We start from the raw sequence: 19747 nt of genomic DNA, 5'->3' as shown, positions 1-19747 counted from the left end.
GAGGGCGCACGGTCAACGTGCACGCCCTGGTCGCGACCGGCGTCAACGCCGACGGGCACCGCGAGATCCTCGGCATCGACGTCGTCTCATCCGAGGACGGGGCGGGCTGGCTGGCGTTCCTGCGCGGCCTGGTCGCCCGTGGCCTGTCCGGCGTCAGCCTGGTGATCTCCGACTGCCATGCCGGGCTGCGGGACGCGATCGCCTCCACCCTGCCCGGTACCTCCTGGCAGAGGTGCCGCGCGCACTACGCCCGAAATTTGGCCACCTGCGTGCCGAAGAGCGCCCAGCCGTGGGTGTCGACCATGCTGCGCACCGTCTTCGAGCAGCCCGACGCCGCCTCGGTGCGCGCCCAGCATCGCCAGGTCGTCCAGGCGCTGGAGGACAAGTACCCCAAGGCCGCCGAGCATCTGGACGAGGCACGCGAGGACATCCTCACCTTCGCCGCCTACCCCAAGACGGTGTGGCGGCAGATCTGGTCCAACAACCCGCAAGAGCGGCTGAACAAGGAGATCCGCCGCCGCACCGACGTGGTCGGCATCTTCCCCCACCGCGACGCGATCGTTCGGCTGGTCGGAGCGGTGCTGGCCGAACAACACGACGAGTGGACCGAGGGCCGGCGCTACCTCGGTTTGGAGGTCCTGGCCGACTGCCGTAAGGCCGCCGAGAGAAAGGCCCAGGAAGACGCCGATGCAAATGTGACTAATAGTGCTATTGCTGCTTAAATAGGATTTAGATCGCAGAGTGGTCGAATCTCATACACCACGATCTTGGACGCGGCCCGCGGATCTGGCTGAGCGGCGAGCCGAGGCCGCAGTCTCCGCTGCGGCTGTCGGCCGTCGGGACCGGCGTGCGTACCTGCGCGGCGCGGGTCAGGAGGCGGTCGCCACCTGATGCGCGAACGCTCCCGCAGGAAGGCTCCCGCAGGAAGAGTGAGGAGCGCGGCCATGATGATGTGGCCGCGCTCAGCCCCCGCCAGGGCTGCCGCCGCTGCCGGGGCCAGGCGGCTACGGGCGTCCCGGCCAATGCTCATCCCGCAGGTGTGAGACCCTTCCGGGCCACCCGACCTGGCCCCGTCAGCCTTGTCCTTTCGCCCCGATCCTCGGCGCGGCATGCGCCGGGTGACATGCCTGTCTCAGGCCGGAGGGCGCGAGAGAAGTCGGCGTCCGGACGAAGCCCAGCGTGCGGCGATCGCATGAAAAGTGCGTGACGTCCTTGTGGAGTTGCGCGTGGACGACCTACCCCTTTGATGACGCCGACATCGGGAGCAGACCCAGATCCACCAGTCGCAGCGCTGCGTCGTACAGCAAGGAGCTCTCCAGTCCCTCCTCACTCGCCACTCCTTCGAGGACCTGGCGGCTGATGTCAGGCAGACCGAGGACACGCCCCATCCAATCGGGAACCTGACCGATAACCAGCCCTTTTTGGCCGATCGCATAGAGAACGGTGCCATCGCAGGCGGGATCGACAGCGAAGGTCCGGCACACCGCAGCCTGGTGTTCCAAGGTGCCGAACCACGCTGCGCCATTGCTCCGGAACACCTCGGTACGAATATCGAACGTGGCCAGGCTTCCCGCCTGCACATGATTGATCAGCGCCTTGAACAGTTCGTGAGTCGCCAGAAACTTTGCTTCGGCGTCGAGATCGAACGGTCCGTCGCAAAGGAACTCGTAGAAACATTCCTCAAGCGACAGACCCTTCTCGCCGTAGGGGATCTCGCGGAACTGATCGAAGCTCGACGAGGCGAGGAAGCGCGCGCACAGGCCAGAATCTTTGGTTCCCCGGCTGGCGAGCAGTGTCAGCGTCTTCGGAAAGGATGCCCGCAGACCGCCGTGTCCATCGACATGCCCACGCAGGATCATGCTCTGGATGCGCGAGGTGGTCCGGGACAACTCTTCCAGATCAACGGCGGACAGCGCGGAGCGCTGTGCCGGCGTCAGCGAAAGCGCAGCACTCTCCGGTCCGTTGGCGATGAACTCGTCGCGGAACTCTTTGTGATAAATCAGCGCGTGGAGAGCGTCGACGAGATCTATCTTACTGGGCATCCTTGAACCATCTTTCTGTGATATCGACCAGCCTGAGATAGTTGGGCACCGTCTTGGGGGCGAAATCACCTTGGTTGTCGAACACCGGATCCTCGTACGTGACCCCGATCAGATTCGGGCAGAGCGGCAGCAGGTGCTCCAGCAACTCGAGCTGCTCGTCCAAGAGGATCCCGTGGTGCAGATCGCGGAACTTGTTCCCGACGATCTGGCAGCCTGACAGGTGGAACTCGACGCAGCGATCCAGGGGAAGGAGCTCGAGTTCCTGCAGAGCAGCCTCTCCCCGCACCCCCCGGATCCACTGGTAGCTGATGATATGGCCGATATCGATCGTGGCCAGGACGTCCGCCGTCTCCACAACCTCCGAAAAGTACTGAAACGCGTTCTCGTGCCCCAGGTAGAACGTGCCGCCCTCAGTGAAACCAGGGAACTCTATGGAGATGGGAGCGTCCAACAGCTGCCGCCATTGGGTCGCATGCTCGATACACATCTCCCGACCCTCCGGCGTAAGCAGGGGAGGCAGAGGGTAGGGAAGCGGCTTCCCGCGGAAGGACCAGATCCCAAGGTCTTCGACGACCCAGCTGAAACCGTACCTGGCGATGAGATCATTCGTGAAGCGGGCGGTCTCTTCTTTGTCGAACGGCTCGGGATTGCCGATGTTCAGTCGGGTGTGGTGGAACACGCGCGGCATGTCCGCAGGAAGGAGGCTGCAGATGTCGTCATATGCAGCGTGGTAGCGGGCCCCTTCCAGGGCGCCGTAGTCGCGGGGCTGGAAAGAGAAGAACAGATACGAGAACGCGCTGAGCTGGCGCTCGAGAAACTGTCGGACGGCAGGCGTCACACCATCGCCACCTCGGCTTCCGCCAGTCGTAGAAAACCCTACGCGGCCGCCCCATGGCATGTCCAAGCCCACGCCGAGACCCAGCCGCGACAGACCTTCGACCCCGGACGAGCCTTCGACTTTACGCCGTCCAACCGTTTCCACGCCCATTCTACGATCACTCCAACGCTGCTCGTATTACCGAATCGATGATTGAGATTCTTCGACCGGACGCGGCCGCCTACGGCGACGCTTCGGTCTGATCCACCCGCCGCGTCTCAGCCTCGGCCTCCTGCGCGAGAATTCGCAGTCCCCGCATGTTCATCAGCACGATCAGGAGAATCCCCGCAGCGCTGACCAGGTAGACCGCGCGGAGGCCGAGCCAATCCGCGAGAAGTCCGCCGGCCAGCATGCCGATGGGTGAGAAGCCGCTCGCGACCAAGCGGAACACGGAGGCGACTCGCCCCAGCAACTCGTCCGGGACGAGAGCTTGCCTGATGGTCGTGCTGACAACGGTCCAGGCAACCAAGGGAATGCCCTGCGCGAAGAATGCGACGCCGACGACGACCACGGAATCGGAGATCGCCACAGGCACCATGAGCAGCGCGTAGAGGCCGACTGAGCAATACAGAACGGGCTGCATGCCCCAGCGATTGATCATCCGAGATGACACGAGACCGCCGAGCACTGCCCCGACCGATGTCGAGGTGAAGAGCAGGGCATAGCCGACCTCGCCGAGCTGGAGTTCCTGCTTGGCGTACAGGATGAAGGTTGCCTCAGGCATCCATCCGAACAGGTTCCACCCGGCAACGACGAAGACCAATGAACGCAGTGAACGTCGTCGGAAAAGCCAGCGAAGACCCTCGGTCACCTGCCGGCCGAAGGATCCGGACGGCGGAGCGGCTCTGGTCTGCGTGGGAGCGAGTGCGGACGAGCGCGCGAGACGTGCCAGAAAGTATGCGGAACCCGCGAACGAGAGGGCATTGATGACGAAGGGTAAAGCCTTCGATATAGCGAAGATCGGCCCACCCAGTGCCGGGCCGATGATGCCGTTCCCAAGCTCGGTGACCGTGGAAAGGTAGCCGTTCGCCTGGGCTAGCTTGTTTTTCGGCACAATGCTCGGCAGATACGCTACGGATCCGGTGCCGAATAGAACCCCGCAGATACCAAGAACAAATGTGATCGCGAACAGCTCCCAGAGCGCCAGACGGCCGCTGAGCAGTAAGAGGACCAAGCCTCCAAGGATCACTGCGCGCAGGACATCGACGACGACCAACAGCCGGCGCCGATCAATACGGTCTACAAGGGCTCCGGCCGGGAGTGCGAAGATCAACGCCGGAAGCATGCCTGCGGCAGCGAGTGCCGAGATCACTTGCGGGCTCATCGTCAGGGACGAAGCCAGGAGCGGCAGGGTGACGAGTTGAATTCCGTCCCCGACCGTCGAGACGGTGGCTGCGGCCAGAACCTCGGGAAACCCGGGTAGCCGCCTCAGGCTGCTTCGACCCTGGCTCACTTGTCTCCTCGTGCCTCGTGACCTGGTGACATGGCGGCGCCTAATCAGGACAACGCTCCGCGATCCCGTACTGGAAGAGCACCTCCACCGCCTCCAGCGCCGCTTGGGTGTCCTCGGCCAGGTCTTTGACATATGTGGGCGCCCTCATCAGCACCTCACAGGCGTCGGCTGCGCTCCCGCTGACACGGAAGCGGCTCCGGCCCGTCTGGATCGCGGTGTCCTGGCCACCGCGATGGACTACGGGCCATACCCCCGGCCGGAGCCGGACCTTGTCCGCCACGTCGGCCTTCGTCCCGGTGACCAGCTCCGAGAGCAGGTTCGAGCGGACCGCGTCCAGCATGCTGTCGTCTGACCTGAGAATCTGGTCGAGGACGCCCTCGGCAGCCGCCGCCTGCTGGACGACCTGGCCGAGCCGCGCCATCTGCTGCGGCAGTTCTTCCCGGATGGCACTGACCAAGTTGTCCCTCAGAGGAACGGGGCCGGCGAAGGAAGGCGCACCCAGCGCGGTTTGAATCACAGAGGTGAGCAGGTCGGACCACCTGATCGCATTGATGCTTATGGTCACGTGCACGGACAGGGTGTCGGCGGTGCGCGCGAGGTGCGGCATTCCGCGCGGCACGTACAGGAAATCGCCCGGGTTGAGGGTGTACTCCGCGACCGGGCTCAACTCCGCGGGCGGGTCGATTCCGAAACTGCGGTGTTCCCAGGGCCGCACCGGTTCGTACAGCGTCCAGTGCTTGCTGCCCTGCAGCTGGATGACCAGCGACTCAGCCGCGTCGGCGTGGATCTCGAAGCCGCGGGCGTTCGAAGGCGTGATGAAGAGATCGGCATCGACTCCCTGTCCGACCTGCATCTCGATGTCCTTGCAGAAGCGTCGAAGCCTCGGCAGATGCAGTGAAGCCGGCCGGATGACCAGAGTGGCACCCGCGTCGATGAGACGCGAGACCTTCACGGGATCGATCGTGTCCCGAGGTCCTACGTAGCTCGGGCCGACGTCCATGAGGTACAGCTTCTGGTCGAGCAGCTGGTTGTCCTTCGCCATCCGAACGGAACTGGCCGCCAAGGGACGGCTGGTGACGCAGTCATCGATCTCCGCGGTGGAGACCGGGACAGCACCCTCGTCGAATGCGGCCGGCCGGTAGAGGTGGGCACGAGACAGAACCGTTTCGAAGAAGTAGTCGGTGTCACCCACACACGATGCCAACGCGTCACTCATGATTCCTCCGGGGGCGTCATATCGGTTTCTCATTGCTCTATTGACGATCGAAGATGTACCAGATGTTGCCCTCGTATTCCGGAAGCTCGGCCTGACTCAGCGATTTCCGGCGCTTGTCCCAGGCCTCACGAAATGTGAAACCGGCAGTCGACGCGATTTCCAGGAGCTGGTCACTGCTGACCGACACCTGATGCTGTAGCTCGCTGAGGAGCGTGTTTCCTGAGTGATCCCGGACGGTGACCCGTTCCAGTGACTCTCCCGCCAGTGTGTCGACTGAGAGCACCTCCCAGGTCAGTTCTCCCCGTGGCATATTCCAGGTGGCGCCTCCGGGCATGGAGTTGGTATCGACCTCCAATGCGAAGACCGCACCCTCAACAAGCGACTGGCCCATCAGCCGCATATGCCGGGTTACCCGCCCCATACTTCCTAGATATCGCAAGGAATTGGCGGCGGAGATGGCGCCACCGAAGAACCGCTGGATCCCGAAGTTCGCCATGTCGGCGATGATGGGGCGGAATCCTTCGAGCAGGCCCTCCGCCTCCACGTTGGCCGCGGCCGCGGCAACCGATCGTTCGGATACATCCACGCCGTAGACCTCGACGCCCTGCGACAACAGTGAGATCGAGAGCCGGCCGAACCCGCAGCAGCAGTCGAGCACCGGTCTTCCGAGTGCCGCGGCGGCCGAGACCACGGTCGTGATCGCAGCGTCGGTGTCCTCAGCAGGACCTTCCTCATCGAGATACCAGTCCGCGACATCCGATTCGAAAAGGCTGCTCAAGTATCCGTGCCGCTCAAGCGCTTCAAGGCCGTTGCGGGTCAACTCACTTCCGTTGCGGATGCCATTGCGGACGACAATGGGGCCCCGGGGGTCGCGTATGACCAGATCGACCGAATCGACAATGGCCACCGCATTGGTCGGCAATATCCTTAGTTGACCATCGGGATCGAAGAGTATCACCGCAACACCGCTTCCAGTGCGCGCACAACCGTGCGCATGACGAGATCGGAATTTTCGGCCCCCGGCGCGGGCATCCATTCGAGCAGGTCTACGCCGAGCAGCGGACCTTTCATGCGATCGATCGTCGCGTCAAGGTCTTCGGGTGTTCCGCCCGGTCCGGGAACGGGGAAACGCACCGCAGGAAAGATTTCCGGGTCGAAGTAGTCAAAGTCGAACGACAGCCAACTCGGGCCACGGACGTCATACTCCAGACGCCTGGACCGGAGTTGATCAGGCTCGTGACGCCATCCCACTCCATGCCACTGGTGACCGAAGTCCCGGCCCGCGTGGTAGGCAAAGGAGTAGTTGCTGAGGTAAGGCACTTGATAGCTGTCGTGATGTGCGTCGGCATGGACGACGGCGAGCGTTCCCACACACTCCCGGGCCGCCCAGGCGGTTGCGTACGAGAGAGAGTGATCCCCACCCAGGAGGAGCGGAGAGAGGCCGTCCCGCAAGCAGTCGCCTATTGCGAACCTGACCATCGACGGAATATATCTGCCCAATGATCGCGAGATAGTTAGCTGTCCCGCGATATGCGCACGCAAGGAGATCGGCAGATCTTCCAGTACGACATGCCAGGCCGGGCTTGACCCGCCGGAGCCTGGCACCTTCGTCCCGCCGTCGTAGTCAACGACGATTACCCGCACCTTACGCATCGGCAGCACTCTCGCGTCTGTCCCCTGTGGAATGCCGTCCGGCCGGATTCTGCTCGCTCATACCGTCACCGGCGTGAAGTCACCGTCGGCGTACCTGCCGATGAAGTCGACGAACACTCCGCCAGGGTTCTTGTTGATGTTGCACGCGATCACGTCGGGGGCCTCGACGCGTCCCGTCTCGGCATAGGCGTTCGAACGGCAGCCGCCACGACAACTGCCGGCAGCCGGACACTGATGGGTGTTCTCGCAGTTGACCCCTCGATACCGGGTGAAAACCTGCGAGGAGTACCACGCGTCCTCGAGCGACGTTTCACGAAGGTTGGGCCCGGAGAACAGAGCGCTTTCGCGGCTCGTCATCGTCGGGCACAGCGCGATCTCACCATCCGCCGTGACGTAGACCAGGTCTGCCCCCACGCCGCACTCCGGCTCCACCCCAGGGATACCCGCGTCGGCGGGGTCACACAAGCGTGATGCCCTCGCGCCCAGACCCATCAGGGGTGCTACTGCTTCCCAGAACTCCTCGTGGCTGACGGCGAAGTCGTCACCGCCGCCGACGATCCGGTCCAGGTTGACCATCTGGCCGAGCTCGTTGTGGAACCACTTCGCTGTTTCTCGAATGGTCGAGAGATTCTTCCGGTGCACCTGCGTCACGACTTTGGTTCTGAGGCCCGCGTCGCGTGCCGCCTTGATGTTCCTCATCACCCGGGACCATGAGCCCTTGCGTCCCCGGATTGATTCGTGGATCTCGGCGAGGTGTGACTCCATCGTCACCTGGACCTGGCGCACCTTGCTCTGCGTGATGTGCGCGATCGCTCCGTCATCGAGCAGGTATCCGTTCGTGTGGATATCCACGATCATGTCGTGGGAGCGCGCGTGCGCCACCAGATCTCGCCATGATGGGTAGAGAAGGAATTCTCCGCCCGTGAAGCAGATCTCACGCACGGCCAGATCCGCCGCCTGGTCCAGCAGCGCGACTATTTCAGCGGGCGCGAGTCGCTCACGTCGAGTGGGAGCCGAACCGCTGTAACAATAGTCACACGAAAAGTTGCAGGTCAGTGCGGTCTCGATCTGCATCCGCCGGAGCCAGGGTTCCGCCTTGACGATGCGGAGGACGCCGTTGAGTTCCTTCTGCGGAGACAGCCACCCTCGGCCGATCGCTCGTTCCACAAACCCTGTTGCCCGGTCGTCGGCGACCTGTTCCGGGTGGCGGAGGTAGGGCAACGTGACGTCGGACAGAACTGCCGGTGAGTAGCCCTGCACATCCTGAACCTCGAGGGACTTACGGTGAGGTCGGTGAGTGAACACGAACATGTAGGGCTCCATACAATCGCGTTTTTTAACTCCGCCTACACAAGGCGAGTGACACCCTGCGTAGGCGGGGTCATGAATGCGAGCCGGCAACCGTCAAGATATCGCCGGCCTCAGATCAGCGCTCAGGCGCTCTGCGGAGCCGCCCAGGCAAGCTGAAACTCTTCCTCGACGTTCGCCTTGGCCTCCTCCGTGGCCGGGCAGCGGTACGCCGAGACGAAAGCGATCTGGAGGACGGCCTGCAGGTCCTCCTCGGACTGCTTGGAAACCTGAAGGTCGTTGATGAGCTCCATGGTTACTTTCTCCTTTCTGTAGATGCGTGAAGAGGACGTTACTGATCACCGAGAAGAAGGGCCAGCGATTCCTGAACGGCCTCATGTCAGCTCCGAGATCATTGCCGGACATGCCGAGGGCGACATCCACACAACTCGAGCGCACGGATTCTTCAGCACGACTTTTCAGCACGCATTTCAGCGTGCTTGATCGCTCGCCGAGAAACTTGCCACCATAGTGACGCGGCGTTTCAGGAAGCCAATGGTTGATTTCATTTTCGGCTTTCCTTCACCCGTGCGCGAGACAACTGCCTGTGGTCACCTGGCGTTGATCATCTCGGCGATATCCGACCACGTCCGAGCGCATTCCCTCGCTACCTTGGCGATGGAGGTCAGGCAGTGCGGCGGCACGTTCTCCGCAACCTCTGCCCATTGCGTGACCGTCACCGTCCTGGAGTCCAGCCACCTGAGCAGCAGGCGACCGGAATCGGAATAGCGAAGCGACGGGTCACGCCGCAGTGTGTCGATCATTCGTGTGACGTCGATCCGGTCCGTAGTGACGCCGGCGCCGCTTGGCAAGGGCCTTCGCTGAGACACGTCTTCTTCGGCGAACTTCAATCGATCAGGCACGGGGTCCACGCCCGCAAGGACCCGCCGCCGCACGTCCTGGGCAGTCGCGATCGAGATGCCTGCCACTTGGGCGATCTCCCTGAGCGTCGCGTCCGGACGCTCCGCAATCACCTCGCTGGCGACCAGTCGTCCCTTCGCGGCGTTCAACGGCCGGACTCTGCCGTCCGCGCCCGTCCTGGCCTGGACTTCACCGGACCCGTCGGTCTGCGTGCGCAGGGTCGCCACGGTCGCCGCCGCCAAGCCCGCCGACAAGGCGATCGCCCGGTCCGAGAGATACGGATGGGACCAGATGATGCGTGCCGCGGCCGACTTCCGATCGGCCAGGCTCAGCGGTAGACCATGTGAGACGTTCGCCTGGACGCCCACCCGGAATGCCTCGTCGGAGGTCCCGTGAAAGAACCGCACCTCGATGTCGGTACGACCGGCCAACCGGGCGGCAGTGAGGCGGTGCATCCCGTCGATGACACGCATAGTGGCGAAATGCACGAATATGGGCGGGAGCGGGCCTTCCACCTCGGCGAGTGCGCGAGCGTGGTCGAGATCGACTCCCTGGCGACGTGGCGAATCCGCCGCCGTCAACTCATCGAGCCTCACGAGTACGACATCGTCGGCGATGAATCCGCTCTCCCGGTCCGCCGACTCTGAAGTGCTTCTCTCCACGAAGCCTCCTCCCGATAGATACGGCCACCGCAACTCGCCGTGATCACGGTGTTGCCTCGACACAGGCGTGCTGTCGCGGGCAGCAGGAAGGCGCGATGCCGCCGGATCGACCAGGTCAGGCCGTGTTCGAGTCCCGTCATGAAGCACGGATCACCAAGCTGTGGAGCGCGCGCACGCGTCAGGCGACGGCAAGCAGGCCGAGACGTTCGGCAATGGCGGCATCACGTCCAATCCGGCGGGCGGTAGCTGCGGCGCTGAAGAAACGTGGACCGCAGAACACCGAAACCAATGCTTCGGCGGAACAGGCACAGTCGGCTCCCCTTAATACGTCGTGATCGTGGCCGACGATATGGAGGGGCGGTATGTTGCCGGTATGCGGCAGGCCGCCGCAGTCATGGCCCTCGGCTGCGCGGGCAGGATCGAGGGTCGTCACGGCTGGTCGCCAACGGCGCGAGGTTGTTCAACCGATTACTTCGAGCAGTTGAACAAGACCTCGTGTCCGGCACTTCGAGCGGAATCATTACGCGACAGTCCCGACCCGCGCGCACGGCGGGCCCTGGCCGGACTCAGCCGGGCGTCAGAATGCGCAAAGAGATTCAGCACCGGATCGATCGGCACCTTCGGCTCGCTGAACAGCGAATCAGCGCTCAGTGGGTCTTCTTCGGCCGTTACTGGCGGCGGGAGATTTCACGGCACGCCCCATCAGGCCGTGCAAGGCATTCCGGCTGTCAGCGGAGGCCGCCCGGTTTTGCCATAAGTGACCACACTCGACACAGCACTGGGTCACCAGGTATTCACCGCGCTCGTAAAGGACTCCGACCGGCTCCATCATGCCTCGACAGGTGGCGAGGCGGTCACCGGGTGCGACATCGACATGCCGGGACCACAGGCAGCGTGGGCAATGGTTCGTGTATCCCGTGCCCAACACCTGTTTGCGGCAATTGGCACAGTCGAAGTCCTCGCGGCGGCGTACGAATCGCTTGGGACTTTCCGTCACGGTAGGCATGCCTCTCCCGGCCGCTCTGCGGCTTGTCAGCAGCGCAGAATTGATCAAGTGGCGACAGGGCACTTATCCAAGCGACGGTGAGCCTGACTGTCACGCCCGTCCTTTTGTTTCCCATATCCCTATGGGCGTCGTTGACTCGACGCGGGCCGCAGTATCAAGATTGCTTTTGATCTGTTCCCAATTTCGCTCAGCAAGCGAAGTCGGCTGCTCGTGAAATGCCCATGACCGGGTCCTGGGGCAGTACCTGCGCCGCCGGCAGTGGGACGCTCGCTTCCTGCGGGTGGCGCCGAGGGCACGGGTCAGCGCCGGCACATGCCGGTTGTCGAGCACTGTCATCCAGGTGATGACCGTCCAGAGCGCAGCAAGGTCCTGCGGTTGTGCCGTCCATCCCGCCCGGCAGTCCGGGTGAGCGCGGAGCGAGCGCGGGGAGGTCGTCAAGCCGGAGATCGCGCTGCGTAATCTTCTGTGCACTTGTTGAGTAGCCGCTACTCAGGTCACGTCGCGCGGGAGGCCTCACCCTAGGTGCCAGACAGCACCCAGGGAGGGGTCCATGCGGTTACGACATCTTGCCGCGCTGGTCGCGAGTCTGCTGATTCTCGCGCTGATGCAGGCGGCACCCGTGCAGGCGGCCGGTACCAAACCAGTCGCGATCACGATCACGAAGGTCAAGTGCGTCGACGACTGCCGCAACGACGGCCTGGAGTCGGACGCGGAGTCGGCGGCCGACTTCTTCGCAGAAGTGTGGATCGACGGAGTGGACCTGCCGAGGACACCACGGGCACCCGACGACCAGGAGCTCGTGGAACCGTTCTGGGTGAAGAGCGCCGACGTGCCGGACACCCGCACCCAGGTGCCGATCTCCGTTCAGATATGGGACTGGGACACCACCTCGGGACACGACAACGGCGACGCCAGCCCTCGCAACAACGACAACAATCTGGACATCACGGTGGACATGGCCACCGGCCGTTGGACTGGGGACGTCAACTGGCCGCAATCGTGCTCGATCGGTGACGGAAACCAGGACGACGACGAGGACGAACCGCGGGTGGAGGTGTGCTTCGACATCAGCACCGAAGCCGCCACCGGCGACGCGGACGGCGACGGACTGCTCGACGGCTGGGAGCGCCACGGCTACAACGACAACGCCGACTCCGTCATCGACGTGGACCTGCCCAAGATGGGCGCCGACCCGAGGCACAAAGACCTGTTCGTCGAGCTGGACTACGTGGGCGACCACCATCCCGACCGCGAGAGCGTGGCCGAGGTGAGAGCCGCCTACGCCGCCGCGCCCAAGGACGCGGGCGGCGTGCCCAATCCGGACGGCAAACTCGGCATCACTCTCCATCTGGACATGGGACCGCTGGCCGATCGCGACCTGCGAGAGTCCGGCATGCCCCAGGGCACCTGCTCCGACGGGGTGGACAACGGAGGCGCTGACGCGATCGACGGCGGCGACCCCGACTGCTACTACCTCAGCGGCAGCGTCGAAGATCCGCCCGCCGGGGACTGCGACGACAACAGCGACAACGACACCGACGGCAAGACCGACGCCAACGACCCCGACTGCGTGATCGCCGACGACTTCGGGGCCTTGGCCAGGGGAAACGAGCTGATCGGCGACGGGACGACCAAGGTCTGCGGTCTGAACGACGCCTTCTTCGACATCAGGAACACCTTCTTCGACTCCGCCAGGCGCCACATCTTCATCTACGGGATCAGCGTGGACGGCTCGCCGGGATGCACCAAGGGCGGCCAGGGACGGGACGGCAACTTCGCCGACCACAACGGCACTGGCCGCACCCTCTTCCACGAGGTCGGCCACAACCTCGGCCTGCAACACGGCGGGCACGACGAGAACCGCTGCAAGCCCAACTACGTCAGCCTGATGAGTTACGACCACAACCCGGGCATCCCGCGGCAGGACGGCGGCGTCATCCTCGACTACTCGCCGCCGCGCACCGCCCTCGACGGCACCAGCCGCGGCCGGGCCCCGCTCGACGACCTGGTGGAGAACCAACTCGACGAGAACAAGGTCGTGGATCCCGGCGACAACGTGAACCGTTTCATCTTCGTCGATGCCACCGGGAACAAGGCGCCGCACGACCTGAACGCCAACCCGGACTGGAGCGGCGACGGCAACGACCCGCCGTACGAGCCTGCTCCGGTGACGGCCAACCTCGACACCACCGACATGAGCGGTGACCCAGCCAAGTGCGCCAACACCTCCACCACGGACACGCTGAAGGGGTCCGATGACTGGCGCAGGATCAAGATGCCCTACACCCACCCGGGAGGTGCCTCCGACCTGGACAACGATCCCGATCCCACCGAGGCGGAGATTCAGCGGCTGTGGAAGCTGTTCAACACTGCGGGACTGTCGGTGACACTGACCGACACTCCCGACCCGGTCGCCGCGGGCACCGACCTCACCTACACCATCAAGGTCCGCAACGCCGGACCCGCTCCGGCCACCTCGGTCCGCGCCGTGGTCTCCCTGCCCCCGGATGTCCAGTACAAGAGCAGCTCCGCCCGATGCACCGACTCCGGCTGCTACCTGGGTGAGATCGCGGCGCATGAGGATCGGACCTTCACCGTGACCGCGCACGTCGCAGAGGACCTGGTCCACCGCAACGGCGGCCCCAAGACCGTCACCGCAGGTGTCGAGGTCTCCAACCTGTGGGGTCCCGATCCCGACCAGTCCGACAACAAGGCGACAACGAGCACCAAGGTGGTCGCCGTGGCCGACCTTGCGGTCACCGGCTTCACCGCCACCGCCCCCGGCCAACTGCTCGTTGGGCAGAGCGCGGACGTGCCGCTGAAAGTGAGCGTCGCCAGCACCGGACCGTCCTCCCCGATGCACGCCGTCGTCAACTTCACCGGCGGCGTCGCCGACCTGGCCGTGCCGGCGCTGGCCAAGGGCGCTCCCCGCGACCTGTCCACCACGGCACGGGTCACCTGCGACAAGCCCGGTTACAAGACGGTCGGGCTGTCGGCGGAGATCGCTCCTGCGAGCGCAGACGATGTCGATCCCGAGCCGGGCAACAACAAGCGCACGGCGGAGTTCACGATCGACTGCGTGATCCCGGTCGCGCTCAACATCAAGCCCGGCTCCGATCCCAATTCGATCAACCCGCCCAACGCGAACGTGCCTTTGGCGGTCCTCACCACACGGGCCGGAGAGTACGACCTCCCGCTGGCTTTCGACGCGACCGCCATCCAGCCGCTGACCGTCCGCTTCGGCCCGCGTGCGGCGGCGTGGGCCGGCCAGGCCACCGGACTTGAGGTGCACGAGCGCGGCCATGTCGAAGACTCGCTCGAACGAGGTAACCCCGAGCGGGTGCGTGACGGAGACTCCGACATGGTGCTGCACTTCGGCTCCGGCGAGTCGGGCCTGGTCGCGGGGACGACGGAGGCCTGCGTCAAGGGCTCGGTCACGGGCGAAGGCAGCAACGTCTATCGCTTCTTCGGCTGTGACGCGACCCGCATCGTGTGACACCCCTTTCCGGGTGCGGTTCGCGCGAGCCGTACCCGGAAACAACTGGGCGCGCGGGGCGGCGCACCCCTGACCGGTGAACGTCGGTGAGGTTGGCTGCGGGCGTCGTTGGCAGGTGGTGGGGTGACGGTGACGCTCAATGCCAGGAGCTGTAGGGACTGGTCGACGATCGGCCGATGTCGGCGGCATGGCCCGGGTGTCTCCGCACCTACCGCCCCACGGCTTCTGCCCCTGGGCCTGCCGCGTCCGTTCGGATCGCCCGGCATGGAAATGACCGCCGCAGCGAAGCCGGAGGAAGGCTGGTGCGGATGGAGCCGAAAATCTGTAGTGGCCGCAGTAGACATTCGTCGCGGAGGGGGCTAGTGTTTCTCTTGTCGCAAGGAACGGATCGGCCGGGCAGCGGAAGTACTGGCACCACGACGAACTGCCCGGAGCACGCTGAAATTCGCAGGTGAAGTTGCTGTTTTGCTTGATGGCAGAAGGTCGGACGTGACGGGCCAGCGCAGTGGTAAGGGGCCCTGACCGTGGACGCGCTGCCTTGTCGGTGAAGTTGGACAGTAGTTTCGGCAGATAGAGATGAAGGGAGTGTTGAACGCCATCGGGATCGCCCGTTGCCGGCTGAAGTTTCGCCGCTCGGGTACCGCAGTTCCACAGATAGGAAGGTGGTCTCCGGTCACGCATCCGCGATCCCCGCATCACCGCCGCTCCGTGCGGCGGCCGCGGAAACAGAAGGCCGGCCAGGTGGCCGGTAGATGGTGTTGAACTCTTCGGGGCCCCGGCGCAACATGCGCCGGGGCCCCCTGTGCGCGTTTCGGGAAAGGAATATATGGATCAACGTCACTCGGATGCCGAGGGTGACACGCTCGCTCACGGCGCGAAGGCGGACACGGCCGGGTCCAGGGCCGAGGACCGGTTCGACGATGAGGACTACCCCGCCTACAGCATGGGCACGGCCGCGGAGATGCTCGGTGTCACCCCGACGTTCCTGCGGACTCTGGGCGCCGCCAAACTGATCGAGCCGCTGCGCTCCAGCGGTGGCCACCGCCGATACTCCCGCTACCAGCTACGCCTGGCCGCGCGCGCCCGGGAACTCGTAGACCAGGGCACCCCGGTCGAAGCCGCCTGCCGCATCATCGTCCTGGAAGACCAGCTCGCCGAGGCGCTGCGCATCAACAACGCCCGCGACCACCCGGGCGAGCACTGATCCCCAACCGGCTCGCCACCTCTCCGCGGATCGATCCCGGATGAGGCTCGTGGTTCACGGCGGAGACCGGCGTGAGAGGAGCCCGGCAGCGCGCCGCTGACGGGGTCTCTGTGTGCCGCCGCTGCCGACGTATGCCGCTGTCGACGTGCGCCGCTACCGGTGTCGCCGCTGCCGGCCACCGCCCCCCGCTCAGGCGGGCGTCGCACCCGGCGGGACGGCTTCTGCGCCGCGACGTCGGGTGGCGGTCAGGTACGCGACCGCCGCCCCGAAGGCCAGCAGCGCGGTCCAGACGTTGAAACGCAGCCCGAGGACGAGAGGGGCTGGGTCCACGCGCAGCCACTCGATCCAGGCGCGGCCGGCGGTGTAGGCCGCGGCGTACAGGGCGAACACCCGGCCACGGTCCAGCCGGAAGCGCCGCTCGGCCCAGAGGACGAGCCCGGCCACGCCCAGGTCCCACAGCGACTCGTAAAGGAAGGCCGGGTGGTAGGTGGCCGTGGTTTCCAGGCCCGGCGGCCGGTGGGCGGGGTCGATCTCCAGCGCCCAGGGCAGGGTGGTCGGCCTGCCGTACAACTCCTGGTTGAACCAGTTGCCCCAGCGGGCGATCGCCTGCCCGAGTGCGATCCCGGGCGCGACGGCGTCGGCGAAGTCGCGCAGCGGGATGCCGCGCCGGCGGCAGGCCAGCCACGCGCCCAGCGCGCCGCCGGCGACGGCGCCCCAGATGCTGATCCCGCCCTCCCATATCGCGAAGGCGCGCAGGGGGTCCCTGCCGGGGCCGAAGTACTGCGGCCAGTCGGTGGCCACGTGGTAGATCCGCGCGCCGATCACGCCGAACGGCACGGCCCAGGTGGCGATGTCCCCGATCACACCGCGCTCGCCGCCGCGGGCGGTCCAGCGGCGCTGGGTGAGCCAGATGCCGACGACGATGGCGAGCACCATGAGCAGGGAGTAGGCGCGGATGGGCAGCGGGCCGAGGTGCCAGACGCCTTGGGACGGGCTGGGGATGGCTGTCACATGGCCGAGTCTGGCTCCGGCACGGCCGCGCGCACATCGAGCGGAACACCGATCGCCGGGTCAGTCGACTGGTTGATGCCGGAGCGGCGGATGGCTGATTATCGTCTCTCCTGTGGAGTCCTGGGAGCGGTCCCGGCGACGGTGGCAGCACGCCTTCTTCGCCTCGTGGCTGGTGCTGACCTCGGCCGGGCCGCTGATGGAGGTGGGTCAGGTCCTGCCGGTGGCGCTGGTGGCGGGGCTGGCCGGGTGGTACGCGGTGTGGTTCGTGCTGCGCACGCCTCCCGCGAGTGAGGTGCCCCTGCCGTACGTGGTCGGCGGCGGGCTGCTCTGGCTCGGGCTGTTCGTGATCGACTCGTCCTTCCTGGTGGTCTGCCTGAGCGTGCTCGTGCCGTACTGCATGGACGCCCTGCGCGTCGGGCTGGTCGCGGTGCTGTCGTGCGCCGGCGCCTGGTTATGGCACAGCTACCACGAAGGCGGGTCGATCACCTGGACCGAGATCGCCATCACCGCGCTGATCGCGATCAGCGCGGCCACCTCGGTCGGATACTTCTCTTCGGTGGCCCGGCAGAGCGCCGAGCGCAAGGAGCTGATCGACCAGTTGCAGGCCGCCCAGGAGGCACGGGCGGCGGCCGAGCGGCAGGCGGGCGTGGCCGCCGAGCGGCAGCGGCTGGCGCGCGACATCCACGACAGCCTGACCCAGGGGTTCGCCAGCGTGGTGATGCTGCTGGAGGCGGCGCAGGAGCGGTTGCCGGACGACCGGCACCTGGCCCAGGCATTGCGGACGGCCAGGGAGAACCTCACCGAGAGCCGCCGCGTGGTGCGGGCGCTGCGGCCCGGCGAGCTCGACGACGGCGGCCTGCCGGAGGCGCTGCGGCGGCTGTCGGGCCGGCTGTCCGACGAGGCCGGCATCGACGCGCACACCGTGATCACCGGTGCGTTGCGGCCCCTGGACCCGCACGTCCAGGTGGAGCTGCTGCGGGTGGCGCAGGAGGCGGTCGCCAACGCCCGCCGCCACGCCCACGCCGATCAGGTCACCCTTACCCTGTCGTACATGGAGGACCTGGTCGTGCTGGATGTCCACGACGACGGCGACGGCTTCGATCCCGAGCGGCCCACCGCCGGCCACGGCCTGCTGATCATGCTGGAGCGGATGGAGCAGCTCGGCGGCACGCTTCTCGTGGAAAGCGCGTCCGGGGAGGGCACCACGGTCGTGGCCAGCCTCCCGGCGGTGGCGCGATGACCGCGCGGGCCGCGATCCGGGTACTGATCGCCGACGACCACCCGGTGGTCCGTGACGGCATCCGGGCGATGCTCGGCACCCAGGACGATCTGGAGGTGGTGGGCGAGGCGGTCTCCGGCTCCGACGCGGTACGCCTGGTGCGCGACCTGCGGCCGGATGTCACGCTGATGGACCTGCAGATGCCCGAGCTCGACGGCGCGACAGCGATCAGCCGGATCCGCGAGCACGACCCCGGCGCCCGGGTGATCGTCCTGACCACCTATGACACCGACAGCGACATCTCCCGTGCCATCGACGCCGGAGCGATCGGCTACCTGCTCAAGGACACCCACCGTGAGCAGCTGTTCGACGCCGTCAGGGCGGCGGCCCGGGGAGAGAGCGCCCTGTCGCCGGCGATCGCGACCCGGGTGTTGTCATGGGCGCGCGCCGACGCGCCCGGAGCCCTCAGCGGCCGGGAGATCGAGGTCCTGGGCGCGGTCTCCCGGGGGATGAGCAACAAGGCCATCGCCACCCACCTGTGCATCAGCGAGGCCACGGTCAAGACCCACCTGCTGCACATCTTCGCCAAGCTCGACGTCGACGACCGCACCGCCGCCGTGACCGTGGCGGCCACGCGGGGGATCATCCGTCTTGGCGACTGAGGCGGGTCCTGCCCGGTCCGGCGGGAATCGCGGCCGACGCGAGTTCAGGTGAGCTCAGCCGTCCAGGCCCGTGGCCGATGGCGGTGCCTCGACGACGAAGACCAGGAAGCTGAGTTTGGTCGAAAGGTCGTGGAAGTCGTCAGGGACCAGCTCGCGGGCGGCCGGGTCGAGCCGCGGCTCGCTGATGACGGCGATCCGGAAGCCGGCGGCGGTGAAGGCGTCGGTCATCGCGTGCAACGGCCTGCGCCAGAAGATCATCGGGTGGGGCTGCCCGTCGAACGTCCAGTTGTCGGCATAGCTGGTGGTCGCGAAATAGTTGTGCCGGGGTTCCAGGGTCACATGCTCCACGAACGGGTGGTTCACCGAGGCGATCAGCCGGCCGCCGGGCCTGAGCACGCGCCGCATCTCGGCCAGCGTCGGCCCCCAGTCCTCCAGGTAGTGCAGCACCAGCGACGCGACCACGTCGTCGAACGCACCGTCGGCGAACGGCAGGGGCTCGCTCACGTCGGCCACGCGCAGGTCCGCGTCGTCACCGAGCCGCCGCCTGGCGATCGCCAGCATCCCGGCGCTGGAATCGATGCCGGTGACGACGGCGCCGCGGTCGCGTAGCAAGGCGGTCAGGGGGCCCGAGCCGCAGCCGGCGTCCAGGATCCGGCGGCCGGCCACGTCTCCGGCGAGGGTCGCGATCGCGGGCCGCGCCCAGTACGCGTTCTGGAGGCTGTGCTCGGTTTCGGCGGAGTACGCCTCGGCGAAGCTGTCGTAATCGTTCGCCTCGGCCGGATCCACGGGCTGGGTCGCGGGCGAAACCCAGGCAGGATGCCCCGCCAGCGGGTTTTCGGGCATGTCGGTTTCGCGGTCCATCGTCGCAGCCTAGGCGTTTCCGGCCTTCTCTGTCGCGATCCCGGCCCCGTCCTCACCCCTGTCAACAGCGCGTACGCCTGTACAGAAGAGCACGTCGGACAGGCTGACAACACCGATCTTCTTGTGGACACGTGCGCAAACCGAAACGTTGGTTCCCGCCACCCCGGAATCGCCCCC

At 65.9% G+C, this 19747-nt stretch carries 18 protein-coding genes; 5 read left to right on the top strand and 13 right to left on the bottom strand.

The genetic code is table 11. The features are described from left to right. Positions 1–722, top strand: a 722-nt coding sequence (locus ETD85_RS46215; RefSeq protein WP_240779868.1) for an IS256 family transposase, incomplete at its 5' end; no start/stop codon positions are given. Between the two features lie 513 nt (positions 723–1235). Here ETD85_RS46215 and ETD85_RS46210 read toward each other — a convergent pair. The 11 genes from ETD85_RS46210 to ETD85_RS67730 all read right to left on the bottom strand — a co-directional run bounded on the left by ETD85_RS46210 (position 1236) and on the right by ETD85_RS67730 (position 11117). Continuing rightward, a complete protein-coding gene (locus ETD85_RS46210) occupies positions 1236–2042 on the bottom strand; it encodes a hypothetical protein (RefSeq protein ID WP_138696207.1) in 807 nt (268 codons plus the stop codon). After that, a complete protein-coding gene (locus ETD85_RS46205) occupies positions 2032–3030 on the bottom strand; it encodes a multinuclear nonheme iron-dependent oxidase (RefSeq protein WP_138696206.1) in 999 nt (332 codons plus the stop codon). The genes ETD85_RS46210 and ETD85_RS46205 overlap by 11 nt, the downstream gene beginning before the upstream one ends. A 70-nt stretch (positions 3031–3100) precedes the next feature. Beyond that, complete coding sequence (locus tag ETD85_RS46200; RefSeq protein WP_170247202.1) at positions 3101–4372, bottom strand: MFS transporter; 1272 nt, start codon at positions 4370–4372, stop codon at positions 3101–3103. Between the two features lie 40 nt (positions 4373–4412). Then, positions 4413–5588: a JmjC domain-containing protein gene (locus ETD85_RS46195; protein WP_170247201.1), complete on the bottom strand. Its 1176-nt coding sequence runs from the start codon at positions 5586–5588 to the stop codon at positions 4413–4415. A 37-nt stretch (positions 5589–5625) separates the two neighbouring features. Next, positions 5626–6546 carry a class I SAM-dependent methyltransferase gene (locus tag ETD85_RS46190; protein WP_170247200.1) on the bottom strand — a complete coding sequence of 307 codons (921 nt, stop codon included), beginning with the start codon at positions 6544–6546 and terminating at the stop codon, positions 5626–5628. After that, the gene (locus ETD85_RS46185) at positions 6543–7241 is read right to left on the bottom strand and encodes an arginase family protein (protein WP_138696202.1); all 699 of its coding nucleotides are present in this window, start codon (positions 7239–7241) and stop codon (positions 6543–6545) included. Before ETD85_RS46185 ends, ETD85_RS46190 begins: the two co-directional genes overlap by 4 nt. A gap of 57 nt (positions 7242–7298) precedes the next feature. Continuing rightward, positions 7299–8552 carry a radical SAM/SPASM domain-containing protein gene (locus ETD85_RS46180; protein WP_170247199.1) on the bottom strand — a complete coding sequence of 418 codons (1254 nt, stop codon included), beginning with the start codon at positions 8550–8552 and terminating at the stop codon, positions 7299–7301. Positions 8553–8674: 122 nt separating this feature from the next. Next, the gene (locus ETD85_RS63785) at positions 8675–8842 is read right to left on the bottom strand and encodes a hypothetical protein (protein WP_170247198.1); all 168 of its coding nucleotides are present in this window, start codon (positions 8840–8842) and stop codon (positions 8675–8677) included. Positions 8843–9139: 297 nt separating this feature from the next. Further along, entirely contained in the window at positions 9140–10111 is a 972-nt protein-coding gene (locus tag ETD85_RS46175) for a ParB/RepB/Spo0J family partition protein (RefSeq protein ID WP_170247197.1), read from the bottom strand. A 178-nt stretch (positions 10112–10289) separates the two neighbouring features. Then, the gene (locus tag ETD85_RS46170; protein ID WP_138696199.1) at positions 10290–10544 is read right to left on the bottom strand and encodes a hypothetical protein; all 255 of its coding nucleotides are present in this window, start codon (positions 10542–10544) and stop codon (positions 10290–10292) included. Between the two features lie 207 nt (positions 10545–10751). Then, on the bottom strand, positions 10752–11117 hold the full coding sequence (locus tag ETD85_RS67730) for an RNHCP domain-containing protein (RefSeq protein WP_138696198.1): 366 nt from the start codon (positions 11115–11117) through the stop codon (positions 10752–10754). A gap of 550 nt (positions 11118–11667) precedes the next feature. On the opposite strand from ETD85_RS67730, the gene ETD85_RS46160 reads away from it, so the two are divergent. Both ETD85_RS46160 and ETD85_RS46155 read left to right on the top strand, forming a co-directional pair. Further along, a complete protein-coding gene (locus ETD85_RS46160; RefSeq protein WP_138696197.1) occupies positions 11668–14613 on the top strand; it encodes a DUF11 domain-containing protein in 2946 nt (981 codons plus the stop codon). A gap of 943 nt (positions 14614–15556) precedes the next feature. Next, the gene (locus ETD85_RS46155; RefSeq protein WP_138696208.1) at positions 15557–15817 is read left to right on the top strand and encodes a helix-turn-helix domain-containing protein; all 261 of its coding nucleotides are present in this window, start codon (positions 15557–15559) and stop codon (positions 15815–15817) included. Positions 15818–16006: 189 nt separating this feature from the next. Here the strand turns inward: ETD85_RS46155 and lgt are convergent, their stop codons facing one another. Continuing rightward, positions 16007–16828 (bottom strand): prolipoprotein diacylglyceryl transferase, encoded by an 822-nt coding sequence (lgt, locus tag ETD85_RS46150; protein WP_138696196.1) that lies wholly within the window; start codon positions 16826–16828, stop codon positions 16007–16009. Positions 16829–16940: 112 nt separating this feature from the next. On the opposite strand from lgt, the gene ETD85_RS46145 reads away from it, so the two are divergent. After that, positions 16941–18068: a sensor histidine kinase gene (locus ETD85_RS46145; RefSeq protein WP_138696195.1), complete on the top strand. Its 1128-nt coding sequence runs from the start codon at positions 16941–16943 to the stop codon at positions 18066–18068. Then, positions 18065–18709 carry a response regulator gene (locus ETD85_RS46140; protein WP_138696194.1) on the top strand — a complete coding sequence of 215 codons (645 nt, stop codon included), beginning with the start codon at positions 18065–18067 and terminating at the stop codon, positions 18707–18709. Before ETD85_RS46145 ends, ETD85_RS46140 begins: the two co-directional genes overlap by 4 nt. A gap of 54 nt (positions 18710–18763) precedes the next feature. Here the strand turns inward: ETD85_RS46140 and ETD85_RS46135 are convergent, their stop codons facing one another. Next, on the bottom strand, positions 18764–19570 hold the full coding sequence (locus ETD85_RS46135) for a class I SAM-dependent methyltransferase (protein ID WP_138696193.1): 807 nt from the start codon (positions 19568–19570) through the stop codon (positions 18764–18766). Positions 19571–19747: the final 177 nt, after the last annotated feature.

The sequence above is a fragment of the Nonomuraea zeae genome, from assembly GCF_005889725.1.
GTDB lineage: Bacteria > Actinomycetota > Actinomycetes > Streptosporangiales > Streptosporangiaceae > Nonomuraea > Nonomuraea zeae.
This window is presented reverse-complemented; position numbering and strand designations above follow the sequence as displayed.